At 70.8% G+C, this 17,647-nt stretch carries 14 protein-coding genes; 9 read left to right on the forward strand and 5 right to left on the reverse strand.

Annotation, left to right across the window (positions count from 1 at the left end):
- Both JIN95_RS09235 and JIN95_RS09240 read left to right on the forward strand, forming a co-directional pair.
- Positions 1-1,725 carry a cbb3-type cytochrome c oxidase subunit I gene (locus JIN95_RS09235; protein WP_200531215.1) on the forward strand — a complete coding sequence of 575 codons (1,725 nt, stop codon included), beginning with the start codon at positions 1-3 and terminating at the stop codon, positions 1,723-1,725.
- Between the two features lie 135 nt (positions 1,726-1,860).
- On the forward strand, positions 1,861-2,550 hold the full coding sequence (locus JIN95_RS09240) for a hypothetical protein (RefSeq protein WP_095637505.1): 690 nt from the start codon (positions 1,861-1,863) through the stop codon (positions 2,548-2,550).
- Between the two features lie 624 nt (positions 2,551-3,174).
- Here the strand turns inward: JIN95_RS09240 and JIN95_RS09245 are convergent.
- Positions 3,175-5,745, reverse strand: coding sequence for a cation-translocating P-type ATPase (locus tag JIN95_RS09245; RefSeq protein WP_200531217.1), 2,571 nt, complete (start codon positions 5,743-5,745; stop codon positions 3,175-3,177).
- A gap of 131 nt (positions 5,746-5,876) precedes the next feature.
- Positions 5,877-6,902: a DUF2249 domain-containing protein gene (locus tag JIN95_RS09250; RefSeq protein ID WP_200531218.1), complete on the reverse strand. Its 1,026-nt coding sequence runs from the start codon at positions 6,900-6,902 to the stop codon at positions 5,877-5,879.
- Positions 6,903-7,367: 465 nt separating this feature from the next.
- On the opposite strand from JIN95_RS09250, the gene JIN95_RS09255 reads away from it, so the two are divergent.
- The 7 genes from JIN95_RS09255 to JIN95_RS09285 all read left to right on the forward strand — a co-directional run bounded on the left by JIN95_RS09255 (position 7,368) and on the right by JIN95_RS09285 (position 12,509).
- Complete coding sequence (locus tag JIN95_RS09255; protein ID WP_200531220.1) at positions 7,368-8,027, forward strand: helix-turn-helix domain-containing protein; 660 nt, start codon at positions 7,368-7,370, stop codon at positions 8,025-8,027.
- A 212-nt stretch (positions 8,028-8,239) separates the two neighbouring features.
- Positions 8,240-9,364: a copper-containing nitrite reductase gene (nirK, locus tag JIN95_RS09260; RefSeq protein ID WP_200531221.1), complete on the forward strand. Its 1,125-nt coding sequence runs from the start codon at positions 8,240-8,242 to the stop codon at positions 9,362-9,364.
- A gap of 37 nt (positions 9,365-9,401) precedes the next feature.
- On the forward strand, positions 9,402-10,007 hold the full coding sequence (locus tag JIN95_RS09265) for a halocyanin (protein WP_200531223.1): 606 nt from the start codon (positions 9,402-9,404) through the stop codon (positions 10,005-10,007).
- Positions 10,008-10,057: 50 nt separating this feature from the next.
- Complete coding sequence (locus JIN95_RS09270) at positions 10,058-10,777, forward strand: SCO family protein (protein ID WP_095637499.1); 720 nt, start codon at positions 10,058-10,060, stop codon at positions 10,775-10,777.
- Position 10,778: 1 nt separating this feature from the next.
- A complete protein-coding gene (locus tag JIN95_RS09275; RefSeq protein ID WP_200531225.1) occupies positions 10,779-11,297 on the forward strand; it encodes a TlpA disulfide reductase family protein in 519 nt (172 codons plus the stop codon).
- Positions 11,298-11,301: 4 nt separating this feature from the next.
- Positions 11,302-11,964 carry a cytochrome c biogenesis protein CcdA gene (locus JIN95_RS09280; RefSeq protein WP_095637497.1) on the forward strand — a complete coding sequence of 221 codons (663 nt, stop codon included), beginning with the start codon at positions 11,302-11,304 and terminating at the stop codon, positions 11,962-11,964.
- A gap of 113 nt (positions 11,965-12,077) precedes the next feature.
- Positions 12,078-12,509 carry an SRPBCC family protein gene (locus tag JIN95_RS09285; protein WP_200531227.1) on the forward strand — a complete coding sequence of 144 codons (432 nt, stop codon included), beginning with the start codon at positions 12,078-12,080 and terminating at the stop codon, positions 12,507-12,509.
- Between the two features lie 49 nt (positions 12,510-12,558).
- Here the strand turns inward: JIN95_RS09285 and hisS are convergent, their stop codons facing one another.
- From hisS to JIN95_RS09300, 3 genes are all read right to left on the reverse strand, one after another.
- On the reverse strand, positions 12,559-13,881 hold the full coding sequence (gene hisS, locus JIN95_RS09290; protein ID WP_200531228.1) for a histidine--tRNA ligase: 1,323 nt from the start codon (positions 13,879-13,881) through the stop codon (positions 12,559-12,561).
- Positions 13,882-13,964: 83 nt separating this feature from the next.
- Positions 13,965-16,370 carry a methyl-accepting chemotaxis protein gene (locus JIN95_RS09295; RefSeq protein WP_200531230.1) on the reverse strand — a complete coding sequence of 802 codons (2,406 nt, stop codon included), beginning with the start codon at positions 16,368-16,370 and terminating at the stop codon, positions 13,965-13,967.
- Positions 16,367-17,581, reverse strand: coding sequence for an ABC transporter substrate-binding protein (locus JIN95_RS09300; RefSeq protein ID WP_234699187.1), 1,215 nt, complete (start codon positions 17,579-17,581; stop codon positions 16,367-16,369). Before JIN95_RS09300 ends, JIN95_RS09295 begins: the two co-directional genes overlap by 4 nt.
- Between the last annotated feature and the right edge of the window lie 66 nt (positions 17,582-17,647).

Here is a 17,647-nt window from a genome sequence, read left to right on the forward strand (position 1 = left end):
ATGTCGGCGATCGCCTCCCTGTTCCGGAACGACTACGGCGCGGACGGGTTCCGCACGTGCTCGGTGACCGGACTCGAGGTTCATCGGTCCGTGGAGAACTACGTGAAGCTGTTCGGCCTGACCGCGGTGATCGCGCTCGCGGTCGGCGGGAGCTTCGCGTTCTCGGTCGCGATGACGCGCTGGGAGTTCGTCGGCCTGATCGACCCGAGCAGCTACTACACGCACCTGAGCATCCACGCGTGGAACCTGCTCATCTTCTGGATGGTGTTCATGGAGGTCGCCGTCCTCTACGTGGGCGGGCCGATGGTGCTCGGCCGGAAGCTCCCGCTCCGCAAACTCGCGGGGGTCGGCTACGTCACGATGCTCGCCGGCGCGATCGGCGTGAACGCGTCCATCTGGCTGGCCGAGGCGCCCAACGAGGCGCCGCTTCTGACGGCGTACGTCCCGCTCCCCGTCTCGCCGTGGTTCTACGGCACGGCGGTCCTCTTCCTGCTCGGGGCCACGATCGCCGCGCTCCCGTTCTTCGCGACGATCTGGACGGAGACCCGCGACAGCAGCCGGACGCTCCCGCTCGTCGCCTTCGGCGCCTTCATCGCCGGTATCGTCGCCGTCGAGGCGATCCTCGGCGGGATCGCCGCGTTCTCGTACGCGCTGGCGTGGCGGATCGACCTCATCGCCTCCGTCGATCCGGGGATCTACCGGCAGCTCTACTGGATCGTCGGCCACGGGACCCAGCAGATCAACTTGCTCGCGATGATCACGGTGTGGTACTTCCTCACCCACGTCGTGGGCGGCGCGGTCGTGATCTCCGAGAAGGTCTCTCGGACCGCCTTCATCCTCTACCTCTTCTTCATCAACCTCGGGGCGGCCCACCACCTGCTCGTCGACCCCGGCATGTCCGCCGGCTGGCGGATCTGGAACACCTCTTACGCGTTCTACGGCGCGGCCTTCGCGAGCATGATCCACGCGTTCGCGATCCCGGCCGGGATCGAGGCCGGGCGCCGTCGCCGGGGGCAGGGCGGCGGGCTCTTCGGCTGGCTCACCTCCGCGCCCTGGAAGAACCCCGTTTTCGCCTCGACGATCTTCAGCATCATCCTGTTCGGGTTCCTCGGCGGGATCACCGGCGTCGTGATGGGCCAAGTGCAGGTGAACATGACCTGGCACAACACCCTCGCGACGGTCGGGCACTTCCACGCGACGGTCGCGCTCGGGACGACGCTCGCGTTCTTCGGGCTCGTCTTATTCGTCATCAAGACGATGTTCCGTCGGGACTTCATCTCGGACACGCTGGCGAGCGCGATCCCGTACGCCTACGGGGCCGCGATGAGCGTCGCCACGCTCATGCTGATGTACGCGGGGATCCTCTACGGCGTGCCGCGCCGGACCGCCGAGGTCGTCAGGAACATCCCCGGCTCGGAGTTCAGCTTCTCCGCCGCGATCCCGATATTCATGATCTTCGGGGTCTTCGCGCTGTTAGCGATCCTCTCGGGCGTCCTGTTCGTCGGCGTCTCGGTCGGCTCGCTGCTGTTCGGCGACCGGCTCCCCGTCGGCGACGACGGCGGGATGCTCCCCGAGGGCGGGCTCCAGGCCGACGGCGGGGAGCCGATCCACGCGGTGGAGCTCCGCGGGACGTTCGCGCTCTGCCTGATCTTCCTCGGCGTCTTCGCCGCCGTCTACGTGCTGAACTGGTACCTGCTGACCCAGCTCTGGTCGATCGGCGCGTAAGCGCCGGTCGCCCGGACCGCTCTCGGAACCGCTGACCGACTCACCGCCCGAATACTCCGTCTCACCGGCCGAAAACCTCCGACTCACCGACCGAATCACACCCCGAATATCGAACGACTGCGAGACACCCCACGAATGACCGACACTTCCCGGACCCGTCCCTGGACGCGACTCGGCGGCATCGTACGCCAGACGTGGCGCGACTTCCTGAGCGTGTACTACGCCAACACGCCCGTCTGGCGCTGGCTGAAGAGCGGCGCGCTCGTCTTCCTCGGGTTCTTCCTGTGGATGGGCGGGAACGTCCTGACGGCCTACTGGATCGACGCGACCGCGCTCCGGTACGCGATCGCCTACGGCTTCGTCCTGATCGCGTGGGGACCGCTCACCCACCTGCTCGTCGTGCCGGCCGTGATCCGGCTGCGCCGCACCGCCGAGAACCCCACCGTGCGGCGGATCGCCCGGAACGGGTCGAAGATCAACTTCACGACGTTCCTCCTGATCGTCGCGGTCGTGGGGACCCTCGCGCCGGGCGTGATGCTGCTCGACTTCTCGTCGGGCTTCGGCGCCGACGGCGGCGACGTGACCGCGGATCTGGTCTGCGAGACCGACGGCGACCCGGTCACCTGCGAGCTGGAGACCGCCGAGGGCGTCGACCACGTCGTGCTCCTCGCCGGGGGCGAGGAGATCGACCGCAGCGACGAGCCGCCGTACGCGGTGTCGGCGCCCCGCGAGTCGCTCTCGGACGGACCGTCCGGGAAACAGTTCGAGGTCGAGCTCAGGGACTCGAACGGCGACACCCTCCGGCGTTTCATCCGGACGGTGTGACGGGGGCGTCGGGGCGGGTCGTCGGGGTGAAGCCGAGTCGAACGATCTCGGTCTCGTGGGACTCTGTGAGGGACAGCGACGAGTGAATGCGGGAGTGGGTTTTGCAGATTGTCGGCAGCGAAGCAGTATTTAAGCGATCTGTGACCGGAAGCGATGATTCCTTATAAACGGCTATTGCGGTGGCACGTGCCTCCGAGGCCGCCTCGCGGCCGAGGAGCACGCGTGAGGGAGTCGCGAGCGGTGCGAGGTGCGAGCAGCGCGAGCACCTCGATGGCGAGCGGCGAAGCCGCGAGCAGCGAGCGACGAGGCTGGGGAGGCGTGAGGATGCGGTGCCGTGCTGTGCGGGGCGGGACTCAAAGGGGCAGTCGCTGTGGGCGGCGCAGGCGACACAAGCACCGCAACGAGGGAGCGCTCGCGACCGAGTGAGGCGCGCAGCGAGCGTGCGCCGCCCACAGCGACTGGGGCTTTGGAGGCTGTCACTCCAGAGCCGCCGATCACTTATAAATACCCGCCAGCATCGCCACAATCCGACTTATAAACAACCGACCCACCGCAATGATTCACGTACTCCCGCGATCTATCCGGAAACACCGTTCGGCGATCTGCCGTTTCACGGCGCTGCTCTCACAACACCGACCGCGTCGAGTTCGTCACGACGATCCCGCTGCTGGCGGCCATCGCCAGCGCGGCGAAGAAGGGGTTGAGCAGCCCCGCGACCGCGAGCGGGATCGCCACCGCGTTGTAACACAGCGCCCACGCCACGTTCTCGCGGATACGCCGCCGCGTCCCCGCCGCGAGGTCGAACACCGTCTCGACCGCTCGCAGGTCCTCGTCGGCGATGACGACGTCCGCGGCCTCGACCGCGCGCGCGGTCCCGTCGCCCATCGCGATGCCGAGGTCCGCCGCCGCGAGCGCCGGCGCGTCGTTGGTGCCGTCGCCGACCATCACGGTGGTCCCGGACGCGGCGAACCCGCGGACCGCCTCGAGCTTCCCGTCCGGCGGCACGCCGGCGAAGACCTCGTCGACGGCGGGGTGGTCCCGGAACCGGTCGGCCCGCGGTCCCTCGTCGCCGGTGAGGACCGCCACCTCCCTGTCGGCGAACGCGTCGAGCGCCGCCGCCCACCCCTCCCGTTCGCGATCCTCGACCGCGATCACCCCGCGGGCCGCGCCGTCCCACCCCACCGCGACCGGCAGCGCGCCCCCGTCCGCGACGTCGTCGACGCGCCCCCGCAGGTCGTCGGGCATCGGGCCGCACTCGCTCTCGACGAGGTCGGGGGTCCCGACGACGACGCGGGCGTCGGCCGGTGGGGAGTCGGTCTCCCATCCATCGCCGGGGACGAGTCGCCCCGAGATCCCGGCGCCGGGGTGGCGGGTGAACGACTCCACTCGGGTCCCTTCCGCGAGGTCGCCGGCCGCCGCCTCCCGGATCGCGTCCGCGACGGGGTGGTCGGCCCGGCGCTCGATCGCGGCGGCGCGCCGGAGCGTCCGGTCGTCGCCGTGCGTCTCGGCGACGCGCATCTCGCCCGCGGTGAGGGTGCCGGTCTTGTCGAACACCACCGTGTCGGCCTCCCGGGCCACCTCGAACACCGAGGCGTCCGTGACGACCGCGCCGCGGTCGAGCGCGTCGCGGAGCCCGCCGGAGACGGCGAGCGGGGTCGCGAGCCCCATCGCGCACGGGCAGGAGACGACGAGGACGGTCAGCCCGGCGAGCATCGCGGCGGCGACCGTGCCTCCGGTCGCCAGCCGCCAGCCGGCGACGAGCAGCCCGAGCGTCAACACGACCGGCACGAACACCGTCGCGAGCGCGTCGACGAACCGCTGGATCCCCGGCGCGGCGGTCTGGACCTCCCAGAGCGCGGCGGCGAGGCGGTCCGCGGTGCTCTCCGCGTCCTCGCCGACGCGTATCACGACCGCGCCGGCCGACTCGCCCGCCTCGCTCGCGCGGTCCGCCGCCCCACCGTCGGTCTCCCGCACGTCGCCGAGAAGGGTCGCGCCGCCGATCACGGTCTCGCCGGGTTCCTTCCGCACCGGGAGCGACTCTCCGGTGATCACGGACTCGTCGACGTCGGCGGTCCCCTCGATCACGGTCCCGTCGATCGGCACGCGCTCGCCGGGCGTGACCCGGACCCGGTCGCCCGGTTCGAGGTCGTCGATCGGGACGGACTCCGGCCCCGACTCCGTGAGGCGCGTCGCCGACTCGACGCGGGCGGCCGTGACGGTCTCGAGGAGGTCGTTCGCCCGCGACCTGACCCGCTCCTCGTAGTGCCGGCCCAGCGAGACGACCATCACGACGGCGACCGTCACGTCGTAGTACAGGTGGGTGCTCCCGGTCGCGAGCGCGAGGGTGCTGTAGGCGTACGCGGACAGCGCGGCGACCGCGACGAGGAGATCCATGTTCGGCCGGCGCGCGCGAACGCTCACGTACGCGCCCCGGAGGAGCGGCGCGCCGGTGTACGCCAGCAGGACGGTCGTCAGGAGCGCGATGAACGCCAGCGGCAGGTACCGCCCCGCGGCGGTGGTCGTGTCGATCGCGAGGACGTTCGTCTCGATGCCGAGGTAGCTCGGGTACAGCGACAGGACGTACCACGGCATGATCAGCATCGCCAGGAAGCCGCCGACGACGAGCCGTTCGACCGTCCGATCGTCCCGGCGTCTCCCCGCGCGACCCCCGCCGCCCGTTCGGTCGCTGGCGTCGCCGCCGCTGGTCTCCGAGCCGTTCCGGAACCGGAGCGCGTAGCCGTAACCGGAGAGGGCCTCCGGGAGCTCATCGCGGTCGATCTCCGCCGGATCGTAGACGACGCGGGCGGTCTCGGTGCCGTAGTTCGCCTCCACCGCACGGACGCCGCGACAGTCGTCGCCGCGCAGGCCGAGGAACGTCTCGCAGGTCGTGCAGTGCATCCCGTCGACCGCCAGATAGGCCTCGGCGGCGTCCGACGGGGGAGCTTTGCCCCCCGAGTCGTCGGCTCGGAGGGTCGCCTCGTCGGTTCCGGGCGTCGAGCCCTCGGTTCCGGGCGTCGAGCCCTCGGCTCCGAGCGTCGCGCCCTCGCCCTCGCCGACCCCCGCCTCGGCGTCGCCCACGTCGTCGAGCCGACGCGCCACCTCCAGACAGCCGCGGCAACAGAACTCGCCGTCGACCCCGCTCTCCGTGACGGGGGGGTCGGGGGTCGGGAGGTCACAGAGCCGGCAGTCGCTCATCACTCGTGATCGGTCGACCACCCACGAGTCCCTGTTCGCGAACGTGTTCGGGGCCTCGCCGCGTGAGGCGTGTTCGGGGCCTCGCCGCGTGGGGTTCGACGAGCCGGATAAATGACCGGTTACGCGTCGATTCAGAACGGCGCGCTCGGTTGCTCCGAGACCGGCTCCCCGCCGTCACTCGACGCTGACTTGCCGATCAGCACTCGGAATTCGCCGGGGTCGCGTTTGCGGTACTCCCAGTGGAACTCCGGGCCGGCCTCGGCGTCGAACTGGTGGTAGAGCGGCTTCGGGTCGTGGTCGTTCACCAGCACGAACCCCTCGCCGCCGTCGAGGTCCGCGTACGCCTCGAAGATCTGGTCGTGGCGCCGGGCGGGCGGGAGGTCGCGAACGTCGAGCTCCGTCGCGACTTCCGGGGTGTCGTCGGTCTCCCCGCTCTTCTCGGCCTTCGTGATCCGGACGCGACAGCGCCCGGGCCGGTTTTCCGCCACCTCCCAGTCGAACGCGTCGCCGTACCGGTCCCGGAACTCGCCGCGGAGCGGTCGCGGCTCGTGCGGGGCGACGATCTCCATCGTCTCCCCGTCGGGTATCATCCCGTATCGGTGGTGGATCGTCTCGTGGCGCTCCGACTTCGGGATCTCGCGAACGTCGAACCGCGTGATCACGTCGTCGTCCTCGCCGTCGGCCGCCGACGCGCCCGTCTTCGCGATCGCGACGCGCCACTCTCCCCCGCCGCGGCTCTCGTACTCCCAGCCGACGACCTCGCCGTGCGTCGACTGGAGTTCGTGGTAAAGCGGCTTCGGGTCGTGGTCGTTCACCAGCACGAACCCCTCGTCCGGTTCGAGGCGGTCGAACGCGTCGAGCAGCGCCTCGTGGCGTCGTTGTGGCACGAGATCGCGCGCGTCGAAAGTCCCCGACGCCCCGTCGTCGAGCGCCTCCCCTTTGGCGATCCGGACTTCCCGAGGCTCCGCGTCGGCCCCCTCGTGCTCCCAGTCGAGCGCGCGCTCGCGATCGATCTGATACCGGATCAGCCACGGGTCGATCCCCCGATCGGCGGTGACGTGAAGCTCCTCGCCCGGTTCGGCCCCGTCGAGCGCGCCGTATATCCGATCCCGACGGTCACGGTCGGAACGGTCGCGCAGGTCCACTTCGGTAGCCATCGCTCGGACGGATAACGTCCGCACGGCCGATTGGGTTCTCGGCCGAACCTGTTCGGCATATATCCGGTGACCCATCGAGGGGTGAGCGTCGACCGTCACCGGTCGTCGGGACTGCGGCCGTCACCGGTCGTCGGGACTGCGGCCGTCACCGGTCGTCGCCGCGCTGAACCCGTTCCGATCGGAGGTCGGTATAAGGGAACCCCCGAACAGTTTCGCCGATGGCATCCGTTCGTGAAAATACTCGGAGAACCCTTTTAACTAGAGGCGTACGTCCACCTATCCGACGATGGCTGAACACGACCTCGACCGGCGACGCGTCAGACTCACGTTCCGGCGGTCGGGGAGGGGACGCCCGCTCCCGCGACCGCGGACCGACCCGATCTCCGGATCGCGACGGAGTCGCATCCGGCCGTGTCCGACCCGAACGCCCAGCGGACGAGCCGGAGTACCGCTCCGAGAGGCCCGATGACGCAAGCACGTCTCGTCGTCGAGCTCCCGGACGGCCCGTGGGCGGCCGACGTCTCCCGCGAGTTCCCGGAGGCGACGTTCCGAGTGATCGCCGCGCTTCCGGGCGACGGCCCGGGGTTCGCGCTCGTGTGGATAACCGCCCCGGACGTCGAGGCCGTCCTCGAGGCGATGGAGGCACATCCCGCCGTCACCGACACGTCGGTGATGGGCCGGTCCGACCACGAGGTGACGGTGCAGTTCGAGACCTCGGCGCCGCTGCTGCTCCTCGCGGCGAAGCGCTCTGGCGTCCCCATCGAGATGCCCGTCGAGATCAGCGACGGGGAGGCCACCATCGACATCACCGGGGCCCACGACCGGATCGCGGAGCTGGGCCGGCAGTTCGACGAGCTCGGTCTGGAGTTCCGCGTCAAGCACGTCCGGGATCGGCTTGAGGCGAGCCAGCTGTTGACCGAGACCGAACAGGACCTCCTTCTCCGCGCGGTCGAGGCGGGGTACTACGACACGCCCCGGAGCTGCTCGCTCACCGATCTGGCCGACAGCGCCGGGGTCGCGAAGTCCACCTGCAGCGAGGCGCTGCACCGCGCCGAAGAGATCGCCGTCAAGCGGTTCGTCGAGGATCTCCCGCCGCAGGCCGACGTCGACGAGACTCCCCAGTGACGCTCGACGCTCCCCCCGACGCGACCCGTTCTCATTTCGCGCTCGACTCCTCGAGATCAGACAGCTCTCAAACACGTTCGGGTCGCCGGTATTAGATCCGGATACCCTTTAAGTAAAAACGGCGATGATGTTCAGAGATTTACTCACGAACTGAGAACATTTGTGCGGTTATACGGGGTTCCCCCGGCAAATACCAATTGGAGGGAGACCCAATGACCCGACATTCCCACACCAATCGGCGTGCGTTCCTGAAAACGGCAGGCATCGGCGCCGCGGCCGCGTTCGCGGGCTGCATGGGCGGCAGACAGACCGACGCCGCCACGGCGTCCTCGGACGAGACGGGGGGCGACGAGAGCGGGGAGGCGTCGGCCGAGGCGACCTCGCTCGATCCGGCCGCGGACGTCGACGTGGACCGCATCGCCGCGGACCCGACGGACGTGCCCGACCCCGTCGACTGGGACGAGCCGCGCACGCACGAGGTTACCATGGAGACGACGGAGGTGACCGCCGAGATCGAGCCCGGCGTCACCTTCGACTACATGACCTTCGACGGGCAGGTGCCCGGGCCGATGGTCCGCGTCCGCCGGGGCGATACGGTGAACTTCACCCTGAAGAACCCCGAGGACAGCGGGATGCCCCACAACATGGACTTCCACGCGGTGTACGGGCCCGGTGGCGGGGCGGATCACACGACGATCGCGCCCGGCGAGGAGGCGACCATTCAGTACAAGGCCACCTACCCCGGCGTCCACATCTACCACTGCGCGGTCCCGAACATGGACCACCACATCAGCGCCGGGATGTTCGGCTCCATCCTCGTCGAGCCGAAAGACGGGCTCCCGGAGGTCGACCGCGAGCTCTACTTCGGTCAACACGAGATCTACACGAACGGCGAGCCCGGCGAGGAGGGGCACCACGAGTTCGACCTCGACGCCGCCAAGGCCGAGAATCCGACGTACGTGACATACAACGGCGAGGCGTACGCGTTCACCGAGTCGGGCAACGGTCGGATCCCGATCGATCAGGGCGATCGGGTCCGGATCTTCATGTCCAACGGCGGCCCGAACCTCAGCAGCTCGTGGCACGCCATCGGCAACGTCTGGGACAAGCTCTACCGCGACGGCGACCTCGTCTCGGACCCCGCCCGCTACGTGGAGACGACGCCGGTCGCGCCCGGCACCGTCACCGCCGCGGAGATCGAGACGCCGGTCCCCGGCCCGATCAAGCTCGTCGACCACTCCCTGAGCCGAGTCGTTCGGAAGGGTGTCCTCGGCGTGCTCGACGTGCAGGGGGAAGAGGACACGGACATCTTCGACTCGAACCCCGACGGCGAGTAACCGCACGGGGTGACCCGGCACTCGAACCTTCAGGCCCATGACGAAGTCACAGACGCGCCGTCGCGTGCTCGAACTCGGCGGATCGGTGGCCGCGCTCGGTCTCGCTGGCTGCCTCGGGAGCGCCGCGAGCGGCTCCGACGACGGCGCGACCGGCTCTGACGGGGACGTCGGCGGGGCGACGACCGATGCCGGGACGCTCGGTACTCCGGCGCCCGAGGCGATCGTCTCGATCGCCTCGATCCCGAGTCCGTCGCTCGAACCGGGGATCGTCCACGTCGAGGTCGGCGGCACGGTCACGTGGGTCGGGGGCGGCCAGCGGAACGCCGTCGCGAGCTATCACCCCGAGACGCACGGAGACCACCGGCGCATCCCCGAGGACGCCGAGCCGTGGTCGAGCGACCTCATCCGCGACGGGAGCCGGTTCTCAGTCACCTTCGAGACCGAGGGCGTCTACGACTACGCCGACACGGTCGTGCTCTGTGGCACCCACGAGTCGTTCGGCAACGTCGGCCGCGTTGTGGTCGGCGAACCCGACCTCGACGGCGAACCGGCGATCGAGCGGGGCGCCGACGAGCTGCCCGGACTCGCGGCGGACACCGTGGCCGAGTACGACGCCCGGTGCCGCGAGGCGCTCGACGGATAGGTCGAACGGCGAACCGCACGCGACAACTACACTACCCAATCGACGCACCCATGTCACCCACACTCCCGATCGATCGCCGAACGTTCCTCCGAAGCGCCGGCACGGCCGCGCTCGGCGTTTCGCTGGCCGGCTGTTCCGGACTCCCGCTCGGGTCCACCGGCGCCGCTGAGGATGTCGCGCTGGACCCGCCGGAGAACTACGAGAAGCGGTCCGATGCCGACCTCCCGTACCCGATCCACGGCGAAGAGCTCCCCGAGGTCTCGGTCCCGGCGCCGCTGCACGACCGGGAGGTATCGACGCGGGAGTTCGTCGGTGACCGCCACGCGATGCTCACCTTCGTGTTCGCCCGGTGTTCGATGACCTGTCCGGCGCTGACCGCCAACCTCGTGCAGGTGCAGGCGGAGTCGGTCGCGGAGGGGTTCGCCGACGAGATGGCGTTCCTGCCGGTGACGTTCGACCCCGAACACGACACCGCCGCCGAGCTCGAGTCGTACGGCGAGGACCGCGGCGTCGACCGCGAGGCCGGCAACTGGTGGTTCCTCCGACCGGAGGGCGACGAGCGCGCCCGCACGGTCGTCACTGACGCGTTCGGCGTCGCGTACGAGTACATCCCGAAGGAGGACCGGGACGCAGAGAACATGGCGTACGTCCACACGAACCTGATCGTCCTGGCGAACGCGGACGGCTACGTCGAGCGGGCCTACACCGGACAGGTTCCGAACCCCGCAGACGTCGTGGACGACGTCCGGACGCTCCGCGAGAGGTGGTGAGATGCGCCGACGCGACCTCCTCGCGGGCGCGGCCGGGCTCGGCGTCGCCGGCCTCGGCGCCGGTGCCGTTTACGGCGGCTCCCTCGGCGGGGACGGCGCGGTCGCGCCAGTCGATCTGCCGCGGATCGAGGCGCCCGGAAGTCCGACCGGGACCGAGACGGTCCCCGAGCGCGGCCACGTCACCCTCGTCGAGGTGTTCGCCACGTGGTGTAGCGTCTGCAAGCGCTCGATGGCGCCGCTGAGCGAGGTCGCCGCGAGTGTCGCGGACGCGCAGGTCGTCTCCGTGACGAACGAGCCGGTCGGTCAGACGGTGACGGAGGCAGACGTGGCGGACTGGTGGCGCGACCACGGCGGCGACTGGCCGGTCGCCTACGATCCGGAGCTGACGCTCACCGAGCGCCTCGACGCCGCCGGCGTCCCGTACACCGTCGTGCTCGACGCCGACAACCGGATCGTCTCGGCCGCGCGGGGGCACCAGTCCGCGGAGCAACTGCGGGAACGGATCGCGGCCGCGAGGTGACAGCATGACCGCCGAACTCGCCGGGACCGCGTCCTTCGCGCTCGGGGCGGGCGCCGCGACGTTCTTCTCGCCGTGCGCCTACGCGCTGCTGCCCGGCTACGTGGGGTACTACGCCGCGGCGGTCGATGAGGGAGGCGTCCCGCTCGCGGGCGCCGCCGTGCGCGGCCTCGCGGCGGCGATCGGGGCGCTCCTCGTCTTCGGCGCCCTCTCCGGGCTCGCGCTCGCCGCCGGAGAGGCCGTCGAGCGACTGCTTCCCGTCGTGGAGCCACTCGTCGGCGTCGCGCTCGTCGCCCTCGGTGCCGTCGTCCTCTCAGGCTGGAGCCTCGGCGCGCACGTCTCGCTTCCGGAGCGACGGACGAGCGTCCTCGGGTTCGGCCTCTTCGGCGCCCTCTACGCGCTGGCCGCGACCGCCTGCGTGCTCCCGTTGTTCCTCGCGGTCGCGGTCCAGTCGATGACGCTCGGGACCGCCGGCGCCGCGGCCACCCTCGCGAGCTACGCGGGGAGCTTCGCCGGGCTGATGCTGGCGGTGACGGTTGCGACCGCGGTCGGCCACCGGGTGGGCGCGGGCGCGGTCGCCGGAGGCGTCGACCGGTTCACTACGGTCGCGGGCGCGCTGCTCGTCGTCGCCGGGGTCGGGCAGATCGCCTACGCGCTCGGTGCGGTGTGAGGATCCGAACGCGTTCGGGACCCGTGTGAAGGGGCCGGAGTGCTCATTACCTCCCGTCTGATGGTCGCCACACATCCAAGACGTTCGCCGCGCTCCCGCGGAGGGATCGGCCCGTGAACGCGGTCACACTCTCGCGGGGGATCCGGGCGCCGCCGGAGACCGTCCGCGAGTCGATGCACCGGATCGGCCCCTTCATGCGGGCGTCGGGGTTCGACGAGGTGGCCGTCGACGGCGAGACGGTCCGCGTTGCGAACGAGGTGGGGATCGCGACGATCGAACTCGCGTTCGAACTCGTCGACCGTCCCGACGCGGATCTGGCCTACGAGCAGCGCGACGGAATCTTCGAGGAGATGCGGACGACGTACGCCGTCTCGCCCGCGCCCGACGGGAGCGAGGTGGAGGCGACCACGGAGTTCGCGCTCGACGTCGCGATCGTCGGCGGCGTGCTCGACGCGACGGTCATCGCCCGGCAGCGACGGACGGAGCTGGCGGCGCAGTTCGACTGGCTCGAAACGGTCTGCGCCGAGTCAGCGATCCGCGACTGACGCCCTGGGTTCCGCCGCGGACTCCCCCGGATTCCTGTGAGCCGGGGCGCTACTCGTAGTCCTCGTAGGTCGGCAGTCCGTCCTCGGGCGGGAACTCGTCGACCGGCACCGTCGTCTCGTCGCCGGTCGCCATGTCCTTCACCGTGTACTCGCCGTTCTCCAGGTCGCGCTCGCCGACGACGACGACCGTCTCGGCGTTGATCGAGTCGGCGTACCCCAGTTGGGCGCCGAACGAGCGGTCGGAGACGTCCTGTTCGACGACCACGTCGTCGCCGAGCGCGCGGAGGTCGCGGGCGAGGGCGGCGGCCTCGCTCCGCGTGTCGCCCACCGAGAGCACGTAGTAGTCGGTCGACAGCTCCTCGTCGGGCCAGACGCCCGCGCGCTGACAGAGGAGCTTGAGCGTGGCGTGGCCGGGCGCGACGCCCACCGCGGGCGTGGGCTGGCCGCCGAAGCTCTCGATGAGGTCGTCGTAGCGCCCGCCGCCGAAGACGGAGCGGGACACCTCGCCGGTGGAGTCGAAGCACTCGAAGACGACGCCCGTGTAGTAGTCGAGCCCGCGGGCGGTCGTCAGCGAGACCTCGCAGAACTCGCCCGCGCCGAAGTCGTCGGCGGCGGCGAGTACGTTCCGGAGGTTCTCGACGGCGGCCTCGACCTCCTCGCCGCCGGCCTCGGCGACCGCGTCGAGGTCTGCGGGGTCGTCGACGCCAGAGATGAGGTCGTCGAACTCGCGGGCGGTCGCGCGGTCGAGCCCGGCGTCCGAGAGGAGACCGAGGTACTCGCCGTCGTCGACCTTCGCGCGCTTGTCGACCGCGCGGATCGCGGCCTTCGCATCGACCGCGTCCGGGTCGTCCGCGAGCGCCCGGACGAGCCCGCCGAGGATGTCGCGGTGCGAGACGCGGAACTCGAAGTCGTCGCCGGTGAGTCCGAGCGAGGTCAGCGCGTCGGCCGCGACCGCCAGCACCTCGGCGTCGGCCTCGGGCGCCGACGAGCCGAACACGTCGATGTTCGTCTGGTAGAACTCGCGGAACCGCCCCTGCTGGACCTGCTCGTAGCGCCAGAACGGCCGGGTGGACATCCACTTGATCGGCTTCGAGAGCTCCTGGCCCTTCGCGACGACCATCCGGGCGACGGTCGGCGTGAGCTCCGGGGTCATCGAGACGCCGCGGCCGCCCTTGTCGTCGAAGGCGTACAGCTCCTCGACGATCTCCTCGCCCGACTTGTCGACGTACATCTCCGTCCGTTCGAGCGCGGGGGTGGCGATCTCGCGGAAGCCGTGGCGGCCCGCGGCGTCCTCGATCGCGTCCGTCACCTCGCGCCGGGCCGACTGCTCGCCGGGGTAGAAGTCGCGGAATCCCTTGAGGCCGTCGTACATGGGCGTGGGTTCGGCGAGCGCCCGCTTGAAAGCATCCTTTCGGGGGCGACCGCCGGTCCGCGAACGAGAGCGGCCGCGAGCCGTCAGTCCGAGTTCGCTTCGCCCGTCGGGGAACGGTCACCGGCTCCGGGGTCGGCGCCCCCCGGCTCGGCGGGGGAGGGACCGAGCGAGCCCGCCTCGTCGCTCGCCGGGTCCACGTCGGCGTCGGTCTCGAACCGGTCGAGCGTCTCCGAGAGCCGGGCGGCGCGCTCGGAGAGCGACGAGACGGACTCCGAGACCTCCGCGATCGAGGTGGTCTGCTCCTCGGCGGCCGCGGCGACGGTGTCCGCCTCGGAGGCGGTCTCCTCGCTGATCGTCGCCACCTCGTCCGCCATGGAGACGACCTCCTCGGTGGAGGCGGCCTGCTCCTCGGTCACGTCGGAGATCTCCTGGACCCCGTCGTTGGTCTCGTCCGCGAGGTCGGCGATGTGTCCGAGGTCGTCGACGGCGGCCTCGACGCGCTCCGCGGCGTCGTCGATCTGCTCGCTCGTCGACTCGACCTCGGCCGTCGACTGGTCCATCCGGGCGCGGATCGCGTCGATGCGGGACTCCGCGGTCTCCGCGGCCTCCTTCACCTCGTCGGACAGCGCCTTGATCTCTTCTGCCACCACCTCGAACCCCTTGCCGGCCTCGCCGGCGGAGCGGGCGGCCTCGATGTTGGCGTTCAACGCGAGGATGTTCGTCTGCTCCGCGATCTCCGAGATCCGGTCTATCAGCTGGTCCACCTCGCTCACCTCGTCGTCGAGCGCGTGGATCGCCGCGACCGCCTCCTCGACGGTCTCCTCGGTCGCCTCCATCTCGTCGATCGCCTCCTCGGCGGCCTCCTGTCCGCTGTCGCCCGCCGCCGCGGTCCGCGCGGCGGCCTCGGCCACCTGGTCGGACGACGAGGCGACCTCTTCGATCGTCGCGGAGAGGTCGCTCATCTCGCCGCTCACCTCGGTCAGCGACTCGCTCTGGTCGGCGGCCCCCTGCGAGATCTCGTCGACCGAGCCGGCGACCTCGGAGGCCGTCTCGGCCACCTCCTCCGCAGAGGCCGTCGCCTGCTCGGACGCGGACGCGACCTCGTCGGCGAACGCGGTGAGGCGGGCGTACGTCCGCTCGATCTCCGCGATCATCCCGTTGAACTCCTCGGCGATCGCCGCCATCGCCTCGTCGTCCGCGTCGGTGCGCATCCGCGCGGTGAGGTCGCCGTCGGCGGCCTCCCGCATCGTCTCGCCGTAGTCGTCGGCGGTCGACTGCAGCCGGTCGTTCCGCTCGGCCATCCGCTCGCGCTCGGCCTCGGCGGCCTCCTGTGCGGTCTCGGCCTCGTCGATCTTCGTGCTGAGGGAGTCGCGCATCGCGCCGAACGACCCGTACAGCCGACCGATCTCGTCGATCCGGTTCGTCTCCAGATCGACGGAGAGGTCGCCGGCCTCCATGCGCTCCGCGCGGTCGCGGAGGTCGCGCAGCGGGCCGACCGTCTGCCGGCTCAGCGCGAGCCCGACGACGACCAGGGAGAGTAGCCCGGCGCCGATCACGGTCAGGACGCTCGTGCCGACCGCGTCGCTCGCGGCGAACGCCTGCGCGGTGGGGACCGTGGTGACGGCGACCCACTCCTTGTCGCCGGTCGAGGCGTACGCCGCTACCTCGTCGTCGCCGCGGTCGAAGGCGGTCCCGTCACGGGACGCCCCCAGCTCGGCGACGACCTCGCCGTCGGCGTTCAGCGCGTCGTCGCCGCTCGACAGGATCGTCTCGCCGTCGGCGCCGACGATCATCGTCTCCTGGTCGGCGTGGAGCTGCCGGAGGTTGTCGACCCGGTACTCCAGCGTGCCGACCAGCACGACGACGCGCGACTCGTCGCCCGCGACGGGGCTGGCGAACGCCATCACCTGATCGCCCATCGCCGCCGACTCGTAGGCGGTCGGCGAGTTCCATACGTCGTTCGACGAGGTGAGGTCGACGCCGGGCTCGACATCGCTCCACGGGGCCGCGACCCCGTCGACCGACTCGCCGCGGAGGGCGGGCGACGTGCTCGTGACGACCTCTCCGCCGGCCGTGTCGACGAGGTGGATCGCCCGCACGTCGACCGGGAGCTGCGCCTGCTTCTGTATCAGCTCCCCCTCGGCGGCCCCGGCGTCCGCCCCCGCGAGCGCCTGCGTCGACGAGACGGACCGGGTGTGCGTCTCCATCGAGACCGCCCACTCGTTGATCGAGTCGGCGTGCATGTCCACGGTCGACGTGAGCTGCTGTTCGGCGTCCCGCTCCACCGTGGCCTCCGCGCTCGCGTAGTTCACGCCGCCCACGGCGGCGAGGACGACCACGACGAGGAGGATGGAGATGACGAACTTCGCCCGGTAGTTCCGCCGGATCACGCCCGGCGTGAGCCGCCTCGCGACCCGGCCGACGGCCGACTCGTCGGCGTCGCCGCTTCCGCCGGCCTCGTCGGTTCCGCCGGAGTCGGCTCCGCTCATGCCCCCACCTCCGGAGAGACCTCCTCGATGACGCTGATCCCGTCGGCGTCGTACCGGAAGTACTCGTAGTCGATCCCGGAGACGTCGCCGTTCTCGTCGAAGGCGACCTCGCTCGACGCGCCACGGTACTCGACGGGGTCGCCGGCGGCGGCGCGGCGCACGCCCTCGGCGAGGGTGTCGGGCGTGACCTCGGTCCCGCCCTCAGAGACGACGGCCCGCATCCGCTCGCGGATCGCGCCCCCGTCGTTCTCGCCCGCGGCGGCGTTCGCGAGGAGGAGCACCGCCGCGGCGTCGTACCCGTTCGCGGTGAAGATGCTCGGGGCCCGCCCGTACTCGGACTCGTAGCGCTCCGCGAAGGCGTCGTACCCCGGGCCGTTCGAGGACGGCGCCGTCCCGTAGACGTTCCGCATCGGCTCGCCCACCTGCTCGGGGAGCGACGGGTCCATCATCCCGTCGGTGGTGAACACGGTCTCGTCGCCGGCGTAGCCGTCGTAGTAGTGCGAGAATATCTCGACCCCGTCGGTCGGGTAGCCGATCACGAAGAGGAGGTCCGGCTCGCCGGAGAGGGCGGTCGCGAGCGGCTCCTCGTACTCGTCGGCGAAGGAGACCTGCCGCTGGATCTCGCCGTCGAACGAGGTGGCGAACGCGCCCGAGAGCTGTCGGCCGTAGTCGCCCGCGATGTGCAGCGTCGCCGCCGAGGACGCCCCGTGCTCGTCGGCCGCGAGCCCCGCGGCGACGACGGCCTGCAGCGAGTCGTCCGGCGCGGTCCGGAAGCTGAACCCGCGATCGTTGAGGATCGAGAGGGTCGGCGTCGTGCTGGCGGGCGAGCAGTTGACGACCTCCGCGGGGATGGAGGCCTGCTGGACGGCCTGCAGCGTCACGTCGGAGCCGAGCGGCCCGGCGACGGCCGGGTACTCCGCGTCGACGAGCGTCCGCATCGCGTCGATGCCGCCGCGCGCCGTCGTCTCCGAGTCCTCGATCCGCCACTCCACGTCGGCCTCGACGTCCGAGGCGTCGAGCTGTTTCCCCGGGAGCTCGACCGCGTCGGCGATCGGGGAGCCGACCGACTCCAACCCGCCGGAGAGGGCCATCACGCCGCCGTAGCGGAGGGTGCGCTCCGACAGGGGCGTGCGGCTCTCGTCGGTCTGTTCGGCGCTCGATCCGAGACAGCCGCCGAGCCCGAGGGCGGCGGCTCCGGCCGTCGCGGCCAACAGCTCGCGACGGCTGCGTTCCGGTATTCGTCTGTTACGACACACACGTCACCGGAATCAGCTCCG

This window comes from Halorubrum sp. LN27 (assembly GCF_016635065.1).
In the GTDB taxonomy this organism is placed as follows: Archaea; Halobacteriota; Halobacteria; order Halobacteriales; family Haloferacaceae; genus Halorubrum; species Halorubrum salipaludis.

Excerpts from the sequence above, each read along its gene's own strand:
- JIN95_RS09250 (WP_200531218.1), bottom strand. The coding sequence starts at position 6,902 with ATGGCTACCGAAGTGGACCTGCGCGACCGTTCCGACCGTGACCGTCGG.
- JIN95_RS09245 (WP_200531217.1), bottom strand. The coding sequence starts at position 5,745 with ATGAGCGACTGCCGGCTCTGTGACCTCCCGACCCCCGACCCCCCCGTC.
- JIN95_RS09270 (WP_095637499.1), top strand. The coding sequence starts at position 10,058 with ATGTCACCCACACTCCCGATCGATCGCCGAACGTTCCTCCGAAGCGCC.
- JIN95_RS09265 (WP_200531223.1), top strand. The coding sequence starts at position 9,402 with ATGACGAAGTCACAGACGCGCCGTCGCGTGCTCGAACTCGGCGGATCG.
- JIN95_RS09295 (WP_200531230.1), bottom strand. The coding sequence starts at position 16,370 with ATGAGCGGAGCCGACTCCGGCGGAACCGACGAGGCCGGCGGAAGCGGC.
- JIN95_RS09235 (WP_200531215.1), top strand. The coding sequence starts at position 1 with ATGTCGGCGATCGCCTCCCTGTTCCGGAACGACTACGGCGCGGACGGG.
- hisS (WP_200531228.1), bottom strand. The coding sequence starts at position 13,881 with ATGTACGACGGCCTCAAGGGATTCCGCGACTTCTACCCCGGCGAGCAG.
- JIN95_RS09275 (WP_200531225.1), top strand. The coding sequence starts at position 10,779 with ATGCGCCGACGCGACCTCCTCGCGGGCGCGGCCGGGCTCGGCGTCGCC.
- nirK (WP_200531221.1), top strand. The coding sequence starts at position 8,240 with ATGACCCGACATTCCCACACCAATCGGCGTGCGTTCCTGAAAACGGCA.
- JIN95_RS09280 (WP_095637497.1), top strand. The coding sequence starts at position 11,302 with ATGACCGCCGAACTCGCCGGGACCGCGTCCTTCGCGCTCGGGGCGGGC.
- JIN95_RS09240 (WP_095637505.1), top strand. The coding sequence starts at position 1,861 with ATGACCGACACTTCCCGGACCCGTCCCTGGACGCGACTCGGCGGCATC.
- JIN95_RS09255 (WP_200531220.1), top strand. The coding sequence starts at position 7,368 with ATGACGCAAGCACGTCTCGTCGTCGAGCTCCCGGACGGCCCGTGGGCG.